The organism is Levilactobacillus parabrevis (genome assembly GCF_044051715.1).
In the GTDB taxonomy this organism is placed as follows: Bacteria; Bacillota; Bacilli; order Lactobacillales; family Lactobacillaceae; genus Levilactobacillus; species Levilactobacillus parabrevis.
The window spans coordinates 1,307,162-1,324,860 of record NZ_CP168688.1 but is presented as its reverse complement, the minus strand read 5'-3'; the positions used below and the strand labels follow the sequence as shown (position 1 = coordinate 1,324,860).

At 49.7% G+C, this 17,699-nt stretch carries 17 protein-coding genes; all 17 read right to left on the bottom strand.

Translation table 11 applies throughout. The features are described from left to right. Position 1: 1 nt before the first annotated feature. The 17 genes from dltC to ACEPSU_RS06205 all read right to left on the bottom strand — a co-directional run bounded on the left by dltC (position 2) and on the right by ACEPSU_RS06205 (position 17,158). On the bottom strand, positions 2-235 hold the full coding sequence (gene dltC / locus ACEPSU_RS06285; RefSeq protein WP_020088569.1) for a D-alanine--poly(phosphoribitol) ligase subunit DltC: 234 nt from the start codon (positions 233-235) through the stop codon (positions 2-4). 37 nt (positions 236-272) lie between these two features. Then, entirely contained in the window at positions 273-1,484 is a 1,212-nt protein-coding gene (dltB, locus tag ACEPSU_RS06280) for a D-alanyl-lipoteichoic acid biosynthesis protein DltB (RefSeq protein ID WP_020088570.1), read from the bottom strand. Then, on the bottom strand, positions 1,484-3,013 hold the full coding sequence (dltA, locus tag ACEPSU_RS06275; RefSeq protein WP_395361637.1) for a D-alanine--poly(phosphoribitol) ligase subunit DltA: 1,530 nt from the start codon (positions 3,011-3,013) through the stop codon (positions 1,484-1,486). The genes dltB and dltA overlap by 1 nt, the downstream gene beginning before the upstream one ends. A 50-nt stretch (positions 3,014-3,063) precedes the next feature. Continuing rightward, positions 3,064-3,213 carry a teichoic acid D-Ala incorporation-associated protein DltX gene (locus ACEPSU_RS06270; RefSeq protein ID WP_027825899.1) on the bottom strand — a complete coding sequence of 50 codons (150 nt, stop codon included), beginning with the start codon at positions 3,211-3,213 and terminating at the stop codon, positions 3,064-3,066. A 300-nt stretch (positions 3,214-3,513) separates the two neighbouring features. Continuing rightward, entirely contained in the window at positions 3,514-4,665 is a 1,152-nt protein-coding gene (gene dnaJ / locus ACEPSU_RS06265) for a molecular chaperone DnaJ (protein WP_020088573.1), read from the bottom strand. 126 nt (positions 4,666-4,791) lie between these two features. Next, the gene (dnaK, locus tag ACEPSU_RS06260; RefSeq protein WP_395323109.1) at positions 4,792-6,669 is read right to left on the bottom strand and encodes a molecular chaperone DnaK; all 1,878 of its coding nucleotides are present in this window, start codon (positions 6,667-6,669) and stop codon (positions 4,792-4,794) included. 37 nt (positions 6,670-6,706) lie between these two features. Further along, positions 6,707-7,294, bottom strand: a complete 588-nt coding sequence (gene grpE / locus ACEPSU_RS06255; RefSeq protein WP_020088575.1) for a nucleotide exchange factor GrpE — start codon at positions 7,292-7,294, stop codon at positions 6,707-6,709. A 20-nt stretch (positions 7,295-7,314) separates the two neighbouring features. Next, entirely contained in the window at positions 7,315-8,352 is a 1,038-nt protein-coding gene (hrcA, locus tag ACEPSU_RS06250) for a heat-inducible transcriptional repressor HrcA (protein ID WP_033388572.1), read from the bottom strand. Between the two features lie 582 nt (positions 8,353-8,934). Beyond that, positions 8,935-9,885 (bottom strand): riboflavin biosynthesis protein RibF, encoded by a 951-nt coding sequence (ribF, locus tag ACEPSU_RS06245; protein WP_395323108.1) that lies wholly within the window; start codon positions 9,883-9,885, stop codon positions 8,935-8,937. A gap of 24 nt (positions 9,886-9,909) precedes the next feature. Beyond that, positions 9,910-10,818: a tRNA pseudouridine(55) synthase TruB gene (gene truB / locus ACEPSU_RS06240; protein ID WP_395323107.1), complete on the bottom strand. Its 909-nt coding sequence runs from the start codon at positions 10,816-10,818 to the stop codon at positions 9,910-9,912. A gap of 650 nt (positions 10,819-11,468) precedes the next feature. Next, positions 11,469-11,819, bottom strand: coding sequence for a 30S ribosome-binding factor RbfA (rbfA, locus tag ACEPSU_RS06235; RefSeq protein WP_020088579.1), 351 nt, complete (start codon positions 11,817-11,819; stop codon positions 11,469-11,471). A gap of 18 nt (positions 11,820-11,837) precedes the next feature. Next, positions 11,838-14,318, bottom strand: coding sequence for a translation initiation factor IF-2 (infB, locus tag ACEPSU_RS06230; RefSeq protein ID WP_395323617.1), 2,481 nt, complete (start codon positions 14,316-14,318; stop codon positions 11,838-11,840). Positions 14,319-14,365: 47 nt separating this feature from the next. After that, on the bottom strand, positions 14,366-14,671 hold the full coding sequence (locus ACEPSU_RS06225) for a L7Ae/L30e/S12e/Gadd45 family ribosomal protein (protein WP_020088581.1): 306 nt from the start codon (positions 14,669-14,671) through the stop codon (positions 14,366-14,368). Beyond that, positions 14,664-14,960, bottom strand: a complete 297-nt coding sequence (gene rnpM, locus ACEPSU_RS06220) for an RNase P modulator RnpM (RefSeq protein WP_020088582.1) — start codon at positions 14,958-14,960, stop codon at positions 14,664-14,666. The genes ACEPSU_RS06225 and rnpM overlap by 8 nt, the downstream gene beginning before the upstream one ends. 26 nt (positions 14,961-14,986) lie before the next feature. Further along, positions 14,987-16,258 carry a transcription termination factor NusA gene (gene nusA, locus ACEPSU_RS06215; RefSeq protein ID WP_395323106.1) on the bottom strand — a complete coding sequence of 424 codons (1,272 nt, stop codon included), beginning with the start codon at positions 16,256-16,258 and terminating at the stop codon, positions 14,987-14,989. Positions 16,259-16,281: 23 nt separating this feature from the next. Next, the gene (rimP, locus tag ACEPSU_RS06210; protein WP_020088584.1) at positions 16,282-16,755 is read right to left on the bottom strand and encodes a ribosome maturation factor RimP; all 474 of its coding nucleotides are present in this window, start codon (positions 16,753-16,755) and stop codon (positions 16,282-16,284) included. Positions 16,756-16,882: 127 nt separating this feature from the next. Beyond that, entirely contained in the window at positions 16,883-17,158 is a 276-nt protein-coding gene (locus ACEPSU_RS06205; RefSeq protein WP_020088585.1) for a hypothetical protein, read from the bottom strand. Positions 17,159-17,699: the final 541 nt, after the last annotated feature.

Sequence of the window (17,699 nt, the reverse complement as noted above, 5' to 3'; positions counted from 1 at the left end):
GCTAAGCCAGGCTTTCCACTTTCGCAATGATTTTGTTGGGCGTGTCCCACTCTGACCGCTCAAATTCGGAAACGGGTACGTTAACACCCAGTTCGCTTTGCAGTGATAATAATAATTGAACAGAAGCCATGGAGTCCATGATGCCGCTGTCGAACAGATTGTCATCCATTGCGCCACTAACATCGTTACCCGTTAAATCGTTTAAAATGTCTAATACAGTTGCTTTGATATCCATTTTTATTTCCCCCTCGATGAAATACATCCTCTACTGCTTACTTCAAAAACCAAATTTTATCCAGAATCCCTGAGAAGATCAAGAAACTAAAGCAGACCAGGTTGGCCGTTAAGAAGATGGCAAAGATCTGCGTAAATTTATTATGCGGAACACTCTGCCGGTGCTTCTTCTTGTAACGTAACCAAGTATCGTTGATCACTAGCGCAACCCCGTGGAACAGGCCGTACGTGATGTAATACCAGGTCACCCCATGCCAGAATCCCATGATCAGCATGTTGATGATATACGTAACGTTGGCAGTCGTCGTTGGCTTCTTGAAGACCCTATGCTTCATGAACCAGAAGACCAGTCGCATGTAGATAAAGTCTCGGAACCAGAACGATAACGTAATGTGCCAACGATTCCAGAAATCCTTGATGTTCGGTGACCGCCAGGGTTGATTGAAGTTCATTGGCGTAGCGATTCCCATAATGTAGGACGTCCCCACGGCAAACAAACTATACCCGGCAAAGTCAAAGAACAAGTCTGCACTGTAACAGTACATGTAGCCGATAAGCGGCCACGAGATATCCAGGAAGCCACCGCGCGAGTGCATCGCCATCAGCTGCAACTTCGGCATCAAGATCGTCCCGAAATAGTACGCCAGGATAAACTTGTACATAAAGCCGACAAACAGGTAACGAATTCCCTTTTGCAGCATCCCCAGATACTTGTCACGATCCGGCACCGACCGATAATCGGCTTCAAATCGCCGATACCGGTCAATTGGACCAGAAGAGATGGTTGGGAAGAACAACATGAACTGTAAGAATGTCATGATGTTATAGTTCTTCAGCGTGCCATCCCGTGTTTCCATCATCGTCTGCACGGCTCTGAAGGTCAGGTAGCTGACCCCCAGAAATCCAATCAGTGAGGCCTGGCCGTTCTCGACAGCCGGCGTCACCTTGACGATGGTTAATGGTGCGATGGCGAGAATCACCATCAGGTAAAACAACGGCCCCGAATTATGGTTCCTCCGGTAAACGGCATACCCCCAGGTCAAGACCACCTCATACAAAATGTAGATTATCAAGGCCACCCCTTGGGTCCATTTAGAACCCCCAAAGGTTAAGACCAGAAAGAAGATTGACACTAACGTTTCGTAAAGGCGCGACCGTTTGCCGTACAGAAGACCAATCATCAGTGGCAATAACGCCACCCCCAACAAGGCGAAATACGTTGGGTTGCCGTACGGTTCAAAAGTCAACATTATTGATTGACCTCAGCAATAATAGATTTAATATCAACCTCGCCGTTGGGGGTCATCGGTAGGCTATCCTTGTACACAAAGCGTTGCGGAATCATATATTCCATCATGTCGCCACCTTGCAAATTATCCTTGATCGCCTTGGTCAGGTCTAACTCGCTGGCAAAATTATGACCACTCGGAACCACCCAAGCAATCAGTTGGCTGACCTTGTGATTCCGGTCATACCGCGGCACAGCAACACCGACCTGAATGTGGTCTTCCTGTGACAAGTAGTGGTTGACCTCCTCCAATTCGATTCGGTAACCGTGGAGCTTAATTTGGAAGTCGGTTCGCCCACGATACATAATCAGGCCATCCGCCATAGCCACACCCAGGTCACCGGACCGGTAAACGGTCTTACCGTTCAGGGTGACGAAGGCTTTAGCCGTCTTCTCTGGGTTATTCAGGTACCCTTTCGACATCGATGGACCACTGATTAAAATCTCGCCTTCAGTTCCTGCTGGTACCGGCTGCAGTTGGTCATCGACCACCGTGATCTCGGTATCACCCTTGGCATAACCAATGGGTAACCGTGGATAGTCGGCTAAGATTTCCGCCGTAATTTCCACCTGTGTCACCGCCACCGTAGTTTCCGTTGGCCCGTAAGTGTTGAAGATCCGAGCATCCGGGAACCGCTGGTGTAAATTCTGTGCCGTGGCGTGGGTCAATTCTTCCCCACAGAAGAGGAAGCGACTCAGGCGTGGATAATGTGCGGCATCAAAAGTGGGCTCCAACAAGCAAATGTCCATAAACGACGGCGTAGAGACCCAGACATCCAGATCCATTTGCGGTAGCGTCTCGAACAGTTGCTTGAAGTTATCCGTCACCGTCTTCGGCAACGCGACAAGTGTCCCACCACTGGCCAGCGTTGGACCCCAATCCATGACGGACAGGTCGAACGAATATGGCGCTTGCGACAACGTCCGCGGTGCGGTTGGCAACACGAAGTCGGCGCTCAGCATCCAGTTGACATAGCTTAACAAGTTCTTGTGTGAAATCTGCACACCCTTAGGTTTCCCCGTTGTTCCGGACGTGAAGATAATATAGTAGTTCTCGTCCCCACTCACGGCATGATCCACCTGGTAGTCCACCACGGGACTGCTGAAGATGGTCTGTAGGTTATCCGGTGTAAGTACCGGCGTCTCACCTAAAGTCGTGGGTAACGCGCTCACAGCGATAGCTGCGGCGGGTTGGGCAATTTCATTAATCGTGGTAATCCGCTCGAGTGGCGAATGTGTATCGATTGGCGCATAGGCGTGACCACTCTTGACGATTCCTAAGAAGGTCGCCATCATGTCAAACGTCTGGCCCCCATACACTAGGATGGGCGCGTGCACTGGTAACTGCATGGCATCCAAATGAGCGGCCAAAGCATCTGAGCGCTGTTTTAACTCACCGTACGTGTTCGTGTGCCCCAGATCATCGTAAGCGATACGATCCGGATCACTAGTGGCAAACTGATCAATCGCTGTGATCATGTTTTCTATCATTCTATATCCCCCCCGAAGAAATCATGGCTAATGGTTAGTTGACCCCGCAACTAAAACTCGTTGTAAATAAACGTCGAGTTATTCAAACCACTGTAACCATACAAATAAACCAAAATCATCAAAATCACAAAGTAAAACATGGTCCAGCCAATGAAGGCCACCACCGGCTGATGCCATAACGCCAGCCACTTTGCTCTCATGAAATTCACCCCCAAGTTTTGCTGGTCGATTCGTCCCCCAAACCAGCTTCCGTTCGCAGCCAATTCACCCGTATATTCCCCGACGAATCCAAGTGAATTGGTGAGGAGTTCCGCAGCCAAAGCCGCGCTCCCTATGTTTTGAGAGTATCATTGCCAAAACCGGATTGCAATTAACCTTACTCAAGCTTAAGCGTTTCTTTTGCAATTATAAAAATTCTTATATTTTGAGACAAATAAAAAGGCTGCCGAAATCTTCAGCAGCCTTGATAGATTAGCTATTTGAGCACGTTGGCCCGCAAGCTAATTTTCATTAAATTTATCGCGCATTTTGTTAAATAAGTTACCTTTGCCCGTACCTGTAACAGTCTCACCACTGGCCTTAGCAAAGTCGCGGAGTGCATCCCGTTGACCCTTGTTCAGGTTCTTTGGTGTCATGACCTTCACAGTGACGTGTTCATCACCATTACCATTACCACGTAGGCGCGGTGCACCCTTGCCCCGTAGCCGGAAAGTCGTCCCAGCTTGCGTACCGGCTGGCACCTTTAATTTAACATCACCGTGAACGGTCTTAACCGTCACATCATCCCCCAGCGTTGCCTGGACGAATGAAATTGGTTGGTCAAAGTAGATTTCCGTTCCGTCACGCCGGAAGTCCTTGCTTGGCGTCACTTGGAAAATAATGAACAGATCGCCGTAGCCACCGCCGTTTATGCCGGCTTCACCTTGACCCTGTAACCGCATTTGTTGACCGTCATCGACCCCAGCTGGGATGGAAACTTCAACTTCGTGCTGTTCTTCTTCGTGACCAGAGCCACCACAGGTTGGGCACTTTTCTTTGATTTCTTGACCCGTACCGTGGCAGACAGGACATGGTTGTTGACTCCGCATCCGACCCAGTGGCGTGTTGGTCTCCGTCGTGACGTAACCAGAACCGCCACATTGGTGACAGGTCACTGGTGAAGTCCCCGGCTTAGCACCGTTCCCACCACAGGTATGACATTGGGCTTCACGCGTATACTTGATCTTGGTCTTCTTCCCAAAGATAGCCTCTTCAAACTTCAAGTCCATCTGGTACTGCAGATCACGACCCGGACGTGGTGCGTTAGGATTGCGTTGACCGCCTCCGCCACCACCAAAGAATTGATTGAAGATGTCGTCGAAGCCGCCTCCGCCACCAAAACCGCCGAAGCCACCGCCGGCATTACCGCCGCCAAAGCCACCAAAGCCTTGAGGACCGTCGGCTGAACCGTACTGGTCGTAGTTAGCCCGTTTATCCTTATCACCTAAAACATCGTAAGCATCCTGAACCTCTTTAAACTTGTCCGCCGCGTCGGGGGCCTTGTTCAAATCTGGGTGATACTTCTTAGATAATTTCCGGTAGGCCTTTTTAATTTCATCTTGGCTGGCATCCTTTGAGACACCTAAAACGCCATATAAGTCCGATTGCGCCATCGTTTTCCTCCCAATCCATTCCGAAATTTTTCGCTACTAGTAAGAATAGCATACTCGAAACAAAAAGCCAAAGCCCCACGGACTCTGACTTTTTGCCATGACCATTTGCGATTAGACAATCAGTCTTTACTTCTTGTCCTTATCGTCGTCATCGTGAACTTCATGGAAGTCACCGTCAACGGTGTCGCCATCTTTACCGTCAGCCTTGGCACCATCGGCACCAGCAGCTTGGCCAGCAGCGCCCTTAGCGTCGCCTTGGGCTTGTTGTGCTTGTTGGTATAACTTAACGGAAAGGTCTTGGATGATCTTGTTCAAGTCATCCTTCTTAGCCTTCATGTCGTCCAGGTCGTTGGATTCTTGGGCCTTCTTTAAGGCGTCACGAGCATCTTCAGCCTTCTTGATTTCATCATCGGAGACCTTACCCTTAACGTCCTTCAGCGTCTTGTCGGTCTGGAAAAGTAATTGGTCGACTTCGTTCTTAGTGTCGACTTCTTCCTTACGCTTCTTGTCGGCAGCTTCGTTTTCCTTAGCTTCCTTCATCATCTTTTCAACTTCTTCGTCGGAAAGACCGCCGGAACTCTTGATGGTAATCTTCTGTTCCTTGTTAGTGCCCATATCCTTAGCGGAAACGTTAACGATCCCGTTCTTATCGATATCGAACGTCACTTGGATTTGAGGAACCCCACGAGGTGCGGCTGGAATATCAGCAAGTTGGAAGTTACCCAACGTCTTGTTGTCAGCAGCCATTGGCCGTTCACCTTGTAAGACGTGGATATCAACGGCTGGTTGGTTGTCAGCAGCGGTTGAGAAGACTTGGGACTTGCTGGTAGGAATCGTGGTGTTCCGGTCGATTAACTTGGTGAAGACCCCACCCATGGTTTCGATACCCAAGGATAATGGCGTAACATCAAGTAAAACAACGTCCTTCACATCACCGGTGATAACCCCACCTTGAACGGCGGCACCTAAAGCAACGGCTTCATCAGGGTTGATGGAGTGGTTAGATTCCTTACCCGTCCACTTTTCAACGGCTTCTTGAACGGCTGGAATCCGAGTAGATCCACCGTTTAAGATAACAACGTCAATGTCGCCAGCCTTTAAGTCGGCATCCTTCAACGCATTTTCAACAGGGATCCGGGTCTTTTCAACCAGGTCGGCCGTCAATTCGTTGAACTTAGCCCGGCTCAATGACTTTTCCAAGTGAAGTGGGCCGTTGTCACCAGCGGAAATAAATGGCAAGCTGATTTGTGCTTCGGTAACCCCAGAGAGGTCCTTCTTAGCCTTTTCAGCAGCATCCTTTAAACGTTGTAAAGCCATCTTATCCTTGGATAAGTCGACACCGTTTTCTTGCTTGAAGTCGGCGATCAACCAGTCCATGACCTTCTTATCAAAGTCATCCCCACCTAAGTGAGTATCACCGTTCGTTGAGAGAACATCAAAGACACCGTCACCTAAGTCCAGTACGGAAACATCAAAGGTCCCACCACCAAGGTCGTAAACCATGATTTTTTCGTCTTTGTCTTGCTTGTCCAAGCCGTAAGCTAAGGCAGCAGCCGTAGGTTCGTTGATGATCCGTTCAACGTTCAAGCCGGCAATCTTACCAGCATCTTTAGTGGCTTGACGTTGGGCATCGTTGAAGTAAGCTGGCACCGTGATAACGGCCTTTTCAACCGTGTCACCAATGTAGTCTTCAGCGAATGACTTCAAGTGTTGTAAGATCATTGCTGAGATTTGTTGTGGCGTGTAATCCTTGCCATCAACGGAAACTTTGTAACCTGCTTCACCCATGTGACTCTTGATGGATGAGATCGTGTTCGGGTTGGTAATTGCTTGCCGCTTGGCAACTTCACCGACTTGCGTTTCACCGTCTTTAAATGCAACAACTGATGGCGTCGTCCGAGCGCCTTCCTTGTTCGCAATAATCTTCGGGGTACTACCTTCAAGAACGGCAACGGCTGAGTTGGTCGTCCCTAAGTCAATTCCGATAATCTTGTTACTTGCCATCAAAAATTCCCTCTTTGTTAGTTTTTTTTAATTTGCTTTATTGTGCAACGACAACCATTGCTGGTCGCAGAACGCGATCTTTCAGTTGGTAACCCTTTTGGAGGACCTTGACGATCGTTTCGGCCGCTTGGCCATCCTCTGCGGGTACTGATTGAACCGCTTGATGCAACGTTGGGTCGAATGTCTTCCCAATGGCTTCAATCTCCGTGACGTGGTTTCGCTTCAGGGCGTCTTCCAAATGATCATAGGTCATCTGAACACCCTTCTTTAGCTGTTGCCCCGCCTCGTCCGCTGCTTCGACTGCTAGAGCGCGCTCCAAGTTATCGATTACGGGGAGCACGTCCTTAGCCAGTTGTTGGCCATCGTACTTGATAAGCGTTGCCTGTTCCTTTTGGAATCGCGCTTGCATGTTTTGGACTTCCGCCTCCGCACGTAAATACTTATCTTCAAAGTCACTGGCCTTGCGCTTGAGTTCATCGACTTCAGCCGCGGTCGCAACCTTCTTAAATAACTTTGGCTTCTTTGGTGCTGCCTTTTCGGCCGATTCAGTCTTTGAATCTGGCTTAGTCGTGGCGGCCTTTGCCGCAGTTTGGTCATCGGTGGACGCTTGTTGCTTGTCAGCCACGATAAAAACCCTCCCTTTCTTTACTCGTCATAAAACCGGTAGTAATCTAATAGTTTCTTCGCGAGCTCTTCACGAAACGCTCCAACGATACCGAGCATCCGAGAATATGGCATCCGCGTGGGTCCCAGAATCGCGATCATCCCCTGACCATGTTGGTCAACGTCATAGGTCGCCGTGATCAGGCTGAAGTTACGCAACGCATCGTTGGTCATTTCATTGCCGATACGCACGGAGATCTTATCGCTAGGTTGCCCCAGCACACTCGCGATGTCATCGGTCTTGTCGATCAATGAATACAAGGACTTCAGTGAGTCAACGTCGCTATCCTGAGAAAAGTTCAGTAGGTTGAGTCGCCCACCAACGTAGAACCGCTCCTGAGCGGCCCGCGTCAGCACATCGCCAAAGATATCCAAGAATCCCTGTGGACTCTGAAGATAGTGTGCGATCTTTGCGGGAATATCAGCCTGCAACTTCCGTAAGACTTCCGGTAAAGTCAGTCCCACCAGTTGGTCATTAATCAAGCGAACCACAGCTTCAAGCTGCTCACCATCAACGTCTCCGGCCACGTCAAACGTCTGGTTCTCCACATCACCACTATCGGTGACGAGAATGGCCATGATTTGCCGTTTGCCTAAAGGCACTAACCGAAAACCACTGAGGCGACTATCCTTTAATTCCGGCTTCAACGTGAACGCCGTGTAACTCGTCAGGTTAGACAGGATCGTCGCGGATTGCGAAATGATTTCGTCAATCTTATGAAAATCGCCACCTAGTGATGACTGAATCACATCGATATCGTTGGGCCGTAATGGATCGGGCTTAACCAGATGATCAACGTAATACCGGTAGCCTTCGACCGAAGGAATTCGGCCGGAAGATGAGTGGGTCTTCTTAATCAGGCCCTGCTCTTCTAAGGCTGCCATCTCGTTACGAATTGTCGCTGAGCTTACGTGGATGGGTAACTGCTTGGCTAATGCCTTGGACCCCACCGGAACACCGGTATTGGTGAAGTCGCGGACAACGGCTCGCAGAATCATCATTTGTCTTTCTGAAAGCATCACAATCACCCCTTTTTTAGCACTCAAACTAATCAAGTGCTAAGACACATATATAATGTAGCAAAACCGGGTTTTGAAGTCAAGAAATCTGGCAGGATTTTTAGCAATCTCTGCAATTAAGTGCTAATTTTTTGGCTTGGCTGTGATGATTGCTTGTAATTCCGCCTGCGGCTGCCAAGGGTTCTGCCTGCTGTGGGGACCGGTGAAAGCCGAAGAACGTCTTTCACCTCGACTTTAAGCCGCGAAATCCACGCGTCTTAAAGCTCGTCCCGCGCTGTAGTCTGACCAAAAACGTCAGACAACACCGCCGTCACGGCCGGCGCCACCCTTGTCCTCCTCCGGCTACGATTGTCGGTGCTATCCACCCATCGGCTGAAAAAATTCAAGCTTTCCTTTACCATCAACTGGTCGTTCACTGCCTACAAGCCGAATTTCAGCTACAATAAACGGGTCTTTTACCTCAAGATACCTGCTAACCAGTCCTCAGCATATCAAAAATTACCCGACTTGCAATTATCTTCTCAAAACAAAAGAGCCCAGATAAAATTATCCGAGCTCTTTATTTATGCTGTAATTAATGGTCTAATCCGCGGCGACCTGAGAGAAATAATCTCTAGTGGCCGTCTCGTCTTTCTTGAGTTGGACGATCAGCCCCTCTGCAGAGTCAAACTTAACTTGTCCCCGCAAACGGTGATGCCACTCAACTTCAACGTTTTCGCCGTAGAGATTCCCCTGATAATCCAGGAGATTCATCTCCACCGTGATTGGCCGGTTATCGCCGAAGGTATCGTTACGGCCCACGGAGATCATGCCGGGATACCAAATGGCCCCAACCTTCAATCGTGCCGTGTAGACCCCAATGCCTGGTAACCATTCATTCTCCGGTGTCAGGACGTTGGCGGTTGGATAGCCGATAGTCCGGCCCCGCGCCTCACCGTGGACAACGACCCCTGTCAACCGGTAAAGATAACCCAAGAGGTCATTAGCCGTATCGACATCACCCGCCTTCATGGCCGAGCGAATCCGCGTCGAACTGATTTTCTCCTGACCACCAGTTTCCTTAGCGACCGTTTCCACCTCAAAACGTCCCTGCGCATAGGCTGGCAACAGATCCATCGTGGCCACGTCTTTCTTACCATAGGTGTGGTCAAAGCCAGCCACCGCCGTCACCGTGTGGAACGCCACCAAGTAATTGTCGACGAACTCCTGAGGTTTCTGGGCAGCAAACTCGCCCGTATAACTGACTAGAAAGACCCGATCTACGCCCATCCGGTCAAACTGTTGGAGCTTACGTTCGGGCGTACTTAGATATTTGCGATCATCACCCTCTAACGGCCGGTAAACCAGCGATGGATGATGATCATAGGTTAACACCGCCAGTTTGACGTGTTTGGCCGCAGCGAGTGCCTTAGCCCGCCTAATGACCGCCTGGTGCCCCCGGTGGACACCATCAAAGAATCCCATGGCCAAAACGACCGGATCTGCTGGAATCTGACGGGGGTCCAACGGGTGATGTATGCGAATAACTTCCATTACGAGACGCCTCTTTCTTAACGCTTAATTCACCGTAAACATTTTCAACGGCTTATATTGCTTTTTTTCGGGAAGGTACTGGTACAGACACTTCGTCTGGTCCTGATAAGTCAGAGCCACGACGGGAGCCGTACTACCGACCTGTTCTTCATCCAGGAAGACGCCATTCTTTACGAGGCCCCAGAGCCGCTCTGACAACGCCACGTGCGGGTAATCTCGCAAGGCGTAGTCGATTGGTCGAAGAATCTCGGAAAGGTCCTCAGCGGCCATCGCAGCGGCCACCTGGTCCAACGTCACCGTCTGGTCCAGGTCGAAACCACCACTCTTGAGCCGTGTCAACGAGGCCATCACTGCCGGTACGCCCAGCTGCCGACCAAGATCAACAGCGAGAGTCCGCACGTAGGTTCCTTTGGAGCAGGCAATCTCAAACGCAATCGTCTGGGTGCCCTGTTCAGCATCGAACTGGCCATCGTCGACCAGATCAAAGGCGGACACGGTAATCGTCCGCGTTGGCCGCTCAACCGTTTCCCCAGCTCGTGCGTACTCATAGAGCCGTCGACCGTTCACTTTCACTGCCGAAAACATCGGTGGTGTCTGCTGGATGGTACCAGTCAACGCTGCAGCTGCTTGAAGCAGTTTAGCGCGATCAAACGGTGTTGTCAAAGGCTGACGGTCAATGACCTCACCGTCTAAATCCTCCGTAGTCGTTGCCAGACCTAGCGTAACCGTGCCCTTGTAGACCTTTCCAGAGGCCATGAGGTAGGGCACAACCTTTGTCGCACTCCCAATACAGATGGGTAGGACCCCATCCACACTCGGGTCTAACGTACCACTATGGCCGACCTTCTTCGTATGCAGAATATGGCGCAACTTCGCCACACAGTCAAAACTCGTGAGGCCGCGTTCCTTATAAAGCGGGATAATCCCATCCATCTTCGTTTCCTCCGTTTCGCGTTGCAAAACTTAGTCGTATCCAACCACCTGCGACGGCCAGAGATTCCGGCGTCTGTGGGGACCGCCTGCGGCCTGAGAAGCGGTCCTGCGGCTCGGTTTGAAGCCCGACACAAACCGTCAGTCTCCAAACACGTCCCACGCTGTAAGCTGATTCTCAGCTAACACCGTCGTCACAGCTACCTCCACCTCTGGCCGCCTCCGGTTACAACTATATCTTTGCCAATAAAATTGATTCTAATATCGTCAAGACGTCAGTACTCACCTACACTAGTTGATTGCATACTAAATGATGGCATATTCGGTCTCTAATTAAATCGTCAAACCGAAAATACTGGTGCCACCGGCGAATGCTGCCAGTACCATAGCCGAAGGATGCCAGAGATGGCGCCAGCCGTGGTTGTCAGATAAATTGGCGCGTTGGCCAATTTATCTGACAGGACGATTTGAAGATTCGTTGCCTTTTACGAAGCTTCAAGTCGAGGAGCAAGACCGCTCTTTGGCTTGCTCCGGTCCACACAGCGGCAGAATCTCTGGCAGCCGCAGGCGTCTTGCTGCCAGCATTCGCCGGTAGTACGAAAAAGAGGCGCTGATCCGCTTGGACCAACGCCTCCCTCAAACACCGTGAGCAACTACTCGCGGCGGTGTAGATCATTCAGCAGTTCATCGATATGACTTCCGTAACGCACGGAAGAGTCCTGTTCAAAGTTCAACTCAGGCGTCTTGTAGATGCTCAAGCGTGAACCCAGTTCAGACCGAATCAGACCCGTAGCCTTGTTCAGACCTTGTTGTGTCTTTTCCGCTGAAGAAGCCTTGTCCGATAAAATACTGTAGTAAATCGTTGCCTGCTGCAAGTCACCTGTGACTTCCACGCCGGTAACAGTGACGCCCTCGACCCGGGGATCGCGGACACGTTTTAGGAGAATATCCGTAACTTCCCGCTGGATTTCTTGTTCCAACCGGCCAACTCGATATTGTGCCATGACGTTTGCCTCCGATTTTTATTTAACGGGAACTTCCTTCATGATGTAGGCTTCGATCACATCGTCCACCTTAATATCATTGAAGTTCTCGATAGTTAATCCTAATTCATAACCCATCTTAACTTGCTTGACGTCGTCCTTGAAACGCTTCAAGCTACCAAGCTTACCTTCGTAGATGACCACGCCGTCACGGATTAACCGGACGTCGGCGTCAGCCGTTACGTAACCTTCAGTAACCATCCCACCGACGATCGTGCCGACCTTAGAAGCATGGAAGATGTTCTTAACTTCGATTTGGCCAGTAACTTCTTCTTCGTAGGTAGGTTCCAGCATCCCCTTCATCGCCGTTTCGATTTCATCGATGGCGTTGTAGATGACGTTGTGTAAGCGAATATCGACCTTGTCGCTATCGGCTTGGGCCCGTGCTTGTGGCGTAGGCCGCACGTTGAACCCAATGATGATCGCGTCTGAGGCTTCGGCCAAGGTCACATCACTTTCGTTAATGGCACCCACGGCGGAGTGAATGATGTTAACCCGCACACCGGAGACATCGATCTTCTGTAAGCTACCTGCCAAGGCTTCAACGGAACCTTGAACGTCAGCCTTGATGATCACGTCAACTTCCTTCATTTCGCCTTCCTTGAGGGAGTCGAAGAGGTTGTCCAACGTGACGTGACTGGTGTTCTTACGTTCTTGAACCAAGGCTTCCTTAGCCCGTTCTTCACCAGCGGCCCGGGCCGTCTTTTCGTCGTCAAAGACCACGAAACGATCCCCAGCTTCTGGCACGTCGCTCAACCCAGTGATTTCAACTGGCGTTGATGGCTTGGCTTCCTTGATCCGACGGCCACGTTCGTTGGTCATCGTCCGAACCTTACCAAAGGTATTCCCAACAACGATTGGGTCACCTACACGTAACGTCCCTTGTTGAACCAGCAAGGAGGCAACGGAACCACGACCTTGGTCCAAACTAGCTTCGATGACGGAACCAACCCCGTTTTGTTCTGGGTTAGCCTTTAATTCCAACACTTCGGATTGCAGGAGAATCATGTCGAGCAATTCGTCGATGTTCTTCCCAAACTTCGCAGAAATCTCAACGAAGATGGTATCGCCACCCCAGTCTTCAGGAATCAATTCGTATTCCGTCAATTGTTCCATGACGTGGTTCGGGTTAGCACCTGGCTTATCAATCTTGTTGACAGCCACGATGATTGGCGTCCCAGCAGCCTTCGCATGGTGAATGGCTTCGATGGTTTGTGGCATCACACCATCATCTGCGGCAACCACTAAGACCGTGATATCGGTAATCTCAGCACCACGGGCCCGCATTTCAGTAAAGGCCGCATGTCCTGGGGTATCCAAGAAGGTAATAGACTTGTCGTTGTAGTGAACTTGGTAGGCACCAATGGCCTGCGTGATCCCACCGGCTTCACCCTCGGTAATGTGAGAGTGACGCAAGTGATCCAACAACGTCGTCTTCCCGTGGTCAACGTGTCCCATGATGGTCACGACCGGTGCCCGGGTCTCCAAATGATCCGTGTTGGCCATTTCAGCATCGAAGAACTTGTCGAGGTCGGTCACGTCAACTTGAACCTTTTCTTGTGCTTGAATGCCATAGTCATCGGCTAAGATTTCGATGGTGTCCTTGTCCAAGGATTGGTTCTGGTTAACCATAACGCCCAACATGAAGAGCTTCTTCACGATTTCGGCTGAAGAACGGTGCAAGATCTTGGCTAAGTCCTGGGCGTTCATGCCGTCCGTATAGACTAATACATCTGGTAATGCCTTGTTCTTCCGTTCTGGTGCACCCTTGTGCTGATTGGTGTCTTTGATCCGTTGGTTCTTCTTGTAGCGGTTATTATTGTTATTATTACGGCGGCGATTGTTGCGGTTGTTCCGGTTATTCCGGCCCCCACGACTGTTTCCGTTGCTGCTACCACGCCGGCCATTGCTATTATTTGTATTATTATTCAAGCTTCCACCAAATCTGCCGGTCCCGGAATTGTGTTGCTCAGTGTGGTTACTTCCGGACTGGCCATTATTATTTTTATTATTGTTATTGTTCGTACGTTGTTGGTTACGATTATTGCTGTTGCCGCTATTGGACCGTTGGTTAGAGGTGCGACTGCCGCCGTTAGCCGACTGGTTTCCACCATTGTTGCTGTGGTTACCGTTGTTGGTTGGACGGTTGCCCCCATTTGACCGGTTACCATTCCCCTGCGAAGCAGGTTTGTGGCTGGTGGTCTTGGGGTGATCACTCTTCTGACTAGCAGGCCGGGCCGCTTGCATCGTTGCAGGTTGCTTGGCAGGCTTGACACTCGGTGTCGTTGCCTTGCCAGCAGACTTCTTGCTAAATGCTTCGCGGAGCTGACGTTCTTCGTTCTCGCCGAGCGTTGACATGTGGTTTTTCACCGGAAAGCCCTTTGATTCGGCTTTCGCAATGATCTGTTTACTGGAGACATTAATTTCTTTGGCGAGTTCATAAATTCGCTTTTTCCCCATATCTTCACACTCCTTTGTATTCTGCCGATCACGAGAACGTCAGGCGGCTACTTAGCAAGTAATTGTTGTAACTTCCGGACGAAACCCGGATCGGTGATTGCGATGACCGTGCGCGCTGACCCAATGGCCGTGCTCAACTGGTCTTTCGTAAAGTCCTCGTTTAATTGGACGTTATAGCTCGCCGTCTTATCACGAAACTGCTTCTGACTGGTCTTGCCGGCATCACTAGCCATTAAAACCATCTTAGCTGAGCCGTCTCTGACTGCTGCCATAACGAAGGATTCGCCGGTGGTCAGTTTACCTGCCCGCCGAACCAATCCTAAAAGTTGTAAAGCGCGCTCGGGATTAGTCATTGTCGAATAATTCCCGCCGTGCTTGCTGATGATCCACGTAAGCAATTAAGTCATCGTAGAAGTCATCCGGAACCTTCACGCCAAAGACGTGATCGAAGGTCCGTTCCTTCTTAGCCCGCTTTGCAATGTCCACATCTAAAGCAATGTAGGCACCACGACCGGATTGTTTACCGGTAGGGTCAACGCTAACTTCCTGTTCCTGGTTGCGAACAACCCGAACCAGTTGCTTCTTAGGCGCCATTTCCCCAGTCACAATATCCTTGCGCATAGGGACTTTCCGTTGTTTCATGGGACCAAACCTCCTTTAGATGGGTACTATTCAGCTGACGAAGAATCGTCAGTGGTTGACTCACTAGCTGCTGAATCTGTGGCGTCATCATCGTTAGCAGCTACATCGGTCGCGTCGTCAGCAACTTCATCGCTAACTGGTGCGTCTTCCGTCACTGGGGCATCGTCAACAGACGTATCTGTGTCGGTGTCATCAGTGGCAACGGGCGCATCATCGTCAGCTGCTGGTTGTGCATCAGCAGTCTGATCAGCTTCCATTATAGCAGATGCTTCGGATTCTGATTTAATATCGATCTTATAACCGGTCAACTTAGCGGCTAACCGGGCATTTTGACCCCGCTTACCGATGGCCAGAGACAGTTGATAGTCTGGCACGATGACTTGGCAAGCCCGTTCGTTGTTTGGATCAAAGATGACATCCAGAACTTCGGCAGGGTTCAGGGCGTTGGCGATAAATTTGGCTTCGTCATCCGTCCACTCCACGATATCCATGTTTTCACCGCCAAGTTCATTGACGATGGTTTGGACCCGTTGCCCACGAGGACCAACACTGGTCCCAACGGGGTCAATGTCAGGGTTGTTCGAACGAACAGCCACCTTGGCCCGGTCGCCGGCTTCACGAGCGATTGCCATGATTTCAACGGTCCCATCAAAGATTTCAGGCACTTCTTGTTCGAACAAACGCTTTAATAAGTCAGCGTGCGTCCGGCTAACGAAGACCTGAGGCCCCTTGGTGGCATTTTCGACCCGGGTCACGTAGACCTTGATCCGGTCATGAATCCGGTACGTTTCGTTAGGCATTTGGTCTTGGTGGCCCATAACGGCTTCAACCTTACCTAAACTCACGTAAACGAAACGGGAATCTTGGCGTTCAACTTCACCGGTAATGATTTCATTCTCATACTGGCTGTATTGATCGTAGATGATGTTCCGTTCGGCTTCACGAACCCGTTGCAAGATGACTTGCTTAGCGGTTTGCGCGGCGATCCGACCAAAGTTCTTGGGGGTCACTTCAAACTTAATGTCATCACCAATTTCGTAACCCTTGCTGATGGCCAAGGCGTCATCCAAACTAACTTCCAGACGTGAATCGTAGACTTGGTCAACGACCTTCTTCACGGCAAAGACGTGGATATCACCCTTCTTTTGGTCGAACTGAACTTCAACGTTTTGGGCTTGGTCGTAGTTCCGCTTGTAAGCAGAAACTAAGGCCGCTTCCAAGGCGTCGATAACGACTGATTTCTGGATACCCTTCTCCGTCTCAAGGACGTCAAGGGCACCTAATAATTCTTTACTCATGTTGTGTTTCGCTCCTTATTTAGTTAGAACTTGATGGCTAACCGGGCTTGGGCAATCGCATCGCGTGGAATGGTCAACGTCTTGATACGTCCCTTTAAATTAACGGTTAAATCCAAGGCATCGTCACGTAATTCTTCCAACGTACCTTCGTAAACCTTACTTTGACCAATCTTTTGATATAGGGAAACGTGGATATACTCACCCACGGCCCGTTCAAAATCTTCCGGCTTCTTCAGTGGCCGTTCTGCACCAGGTGAAGAAACTTCGAGGAAGTAGGCTTGGGGAATGGGATCTGGATCGATCGCGTCCAGCTGTTCGGACAACTCATCACTCACCATCGCACATTCTTCAATGTTAATACCACCGGGCTTGTCAATGTAGACCCGCAGGTACCAGCCTTTACCTTCCTTGACAAATTCAACGTCAACTAATTCAAACTGATGATGCGCCACGATTGGCCGGGCCAGGTCCGTCACGGTCTCAACGACTGTACTCAAAGAATTCCGCCTCCTACATTTTTCCATTAAAAAGAGTGAGCATGGACTGCTCACTCATTTAAAAAACGAGTTTAACTACAAAGCCTACTTTACTACAGTTCACGCGGGATTGCAACCATTGTGCCAGCTACTGTTCGCAGGTGAACAGTAGCAAAATGAATCCCGCAATCGTAATGAATTCAAAAACCAATAAGTTTAACCGATTCAATGCCATTTCCTTTAAGCTAATCGCCTTAATTACGGTCAAAATGAATGCAATTAGGAAGTAGCCAATGACGACTGCCAAGAATGGCACCGCCGCGACAGTTGATACCAAGCCAAACAACACATAGCCTAAACCAATCAAACAATAGCCTGCCAGAAACATCCAACCGTCTGGTAATCGTGCAAACCGCTGTAGCATGGTGAACACCCGCTTTCGTTAAAGTTTAGTAATGGTTCTCTGATTCCTCACCATTATTGTACCATAATTTAACGATTTTGTAAGCGCTTACCACGTTATTAATCCTGATAAAAGCGGGTTTAACGTTGTGTTAGTTCACCGGCGTTCTTAATTGAGCAATTGAATTGCAGACTGTCGCCTGCAGCTGCCAAGGATTTTGAAATTTCGAAGACTGTCTACCGGCTTTCTCTGGCTAAACTAGGCTTCACTCTGGCTCTATTCACTAATTTCCTCTCAAAAAGGATTTACAGATTCTTCACCCTCCACAACAACTTCAAAGCTAAAACGAATTTTCAATTAATTACCAAAAGAATGAGACAGATTTCCTCATAATTACATTAGTAGTAAGTAAGGGACTACCATTCGCTGCGCACGGATAATCATAACAAAAGGCCCATCACCCAGCCATTTGGCTACAGTGATGGACCTCATATTAACATTTACTAACAAAGTATATCTCTCAGTTAAACGGCCCACACTTGATGTCACCATCAACCTTGGG

What these genes read in the sequence shown, in the direction of transcription:
- rnpM (WP_020088582.1), bottom strand. Translation starts at nt 14,960, where the DNA reads ATGAAACAACGGAAAGTCCCTATGCGCAAGGATATTGTGACTGGGGAA.
- dltB (WP_020088570.1), bottom strand. Translation starts at nt 1,484, where the DNA reads ATGTTGACTTTTGAACCGTACGGCAACCCAACGTATTTCGCCTTGTTG.
- ACEPSU_RS06205 (WP_020088585.1), bottom strand. Translation starts at nt 17,158, where the DNA reads ATGCTACAGCGGTTTGCACGATTACCAGACGGTTGGATGTTTCTGGCA.
- infB (WP_395323617.1), bottom strand. Translation starts at nt 14,318, where the DNA reads ATGGGGAAAAAGCGAATTTATGAACTCGCCAAAGAAATTAATGTCTCC.
- ribF (WP_395323108.1), bottom strand. Translation starts at nt 9,885, where the DNA reads ATGGAAGTTATTCGCATACATCACCCGTTGGACCCCCGTCAGATTCCA.
- truB (WP_395323107.1), bottom strand. Translation starts at nt 10,818, where the DNA reads ATGGATGGGATTATCCCGCTTTATAAGGAACGCGGCCTCACGAGTTTT.
- dnaK (WP_395323109.1), bottom strand. Translation starts at nt 6,669, where the DNA reads ATGGCAAGTAACAAGATTATCGGAATTGACTTAGGGACGACCAACTCA.
- rbfA (WP_020088579.1), bottom strand. Translation starts at nt 11,819, where the DNA reads ATGGCACAATATCGAGTTGGCCGGTTGGAACAAGAAATCCAGCGGGAA.
- nusA (WP_395323106.1), bottom strand. Translation starts at nt 16,258, where the DNA reads ATGAGTAAAGAATTATTAGGTGCCCTTGACGTCCTTGAGACGGAGAAG.
- ACEPSU_RS06225 (WP_020088581.1), bottom strand. Translation starts at nt 14,671, where the DNA reads ATGACTAATCCCGAGCGCGCTTTACAACTTTTAGGATTGGTTCGGCGG.
- dltA (WP_395361637.1), bottom strand. Translation starts at nt 3,013, where the DNA reads ATGATAGAAAACATGATCACAGCGATTGATCAGTTTGCCACTAGTGAT.
- dltC (WP_020088569.1), bottom strand. Translation starts at nt 235, where the DNA reads ATGGATATCAAAGCAACTGTATTAGACATTTTAAACGATTTAACGGGT.
- hrcA (WP_033388572.1), bottom strand. Translation starts at nt 8,352, where the DNA reads ATGCTTTCAGAAAGACAAATGATGATTCTGCGAGCCGTTGTCCGCGAC.
- ACEPSU_RS06270 (WP_027825899.1), bottom strand. Translation starts at nt 3,213, where the DNA reads ATGAGAGCAAAGTGGCTGGCGTTATGGCATCAGCCGGTGGTGGCCTTC.
- dnaJ (WP_020088573.1), bottom strand. Translation starts at nt 4,665, where the DNA reads ATGGCGCAATCGGACTTATATGGCGTTTTAGGTGTCTCAAAGGATGCC.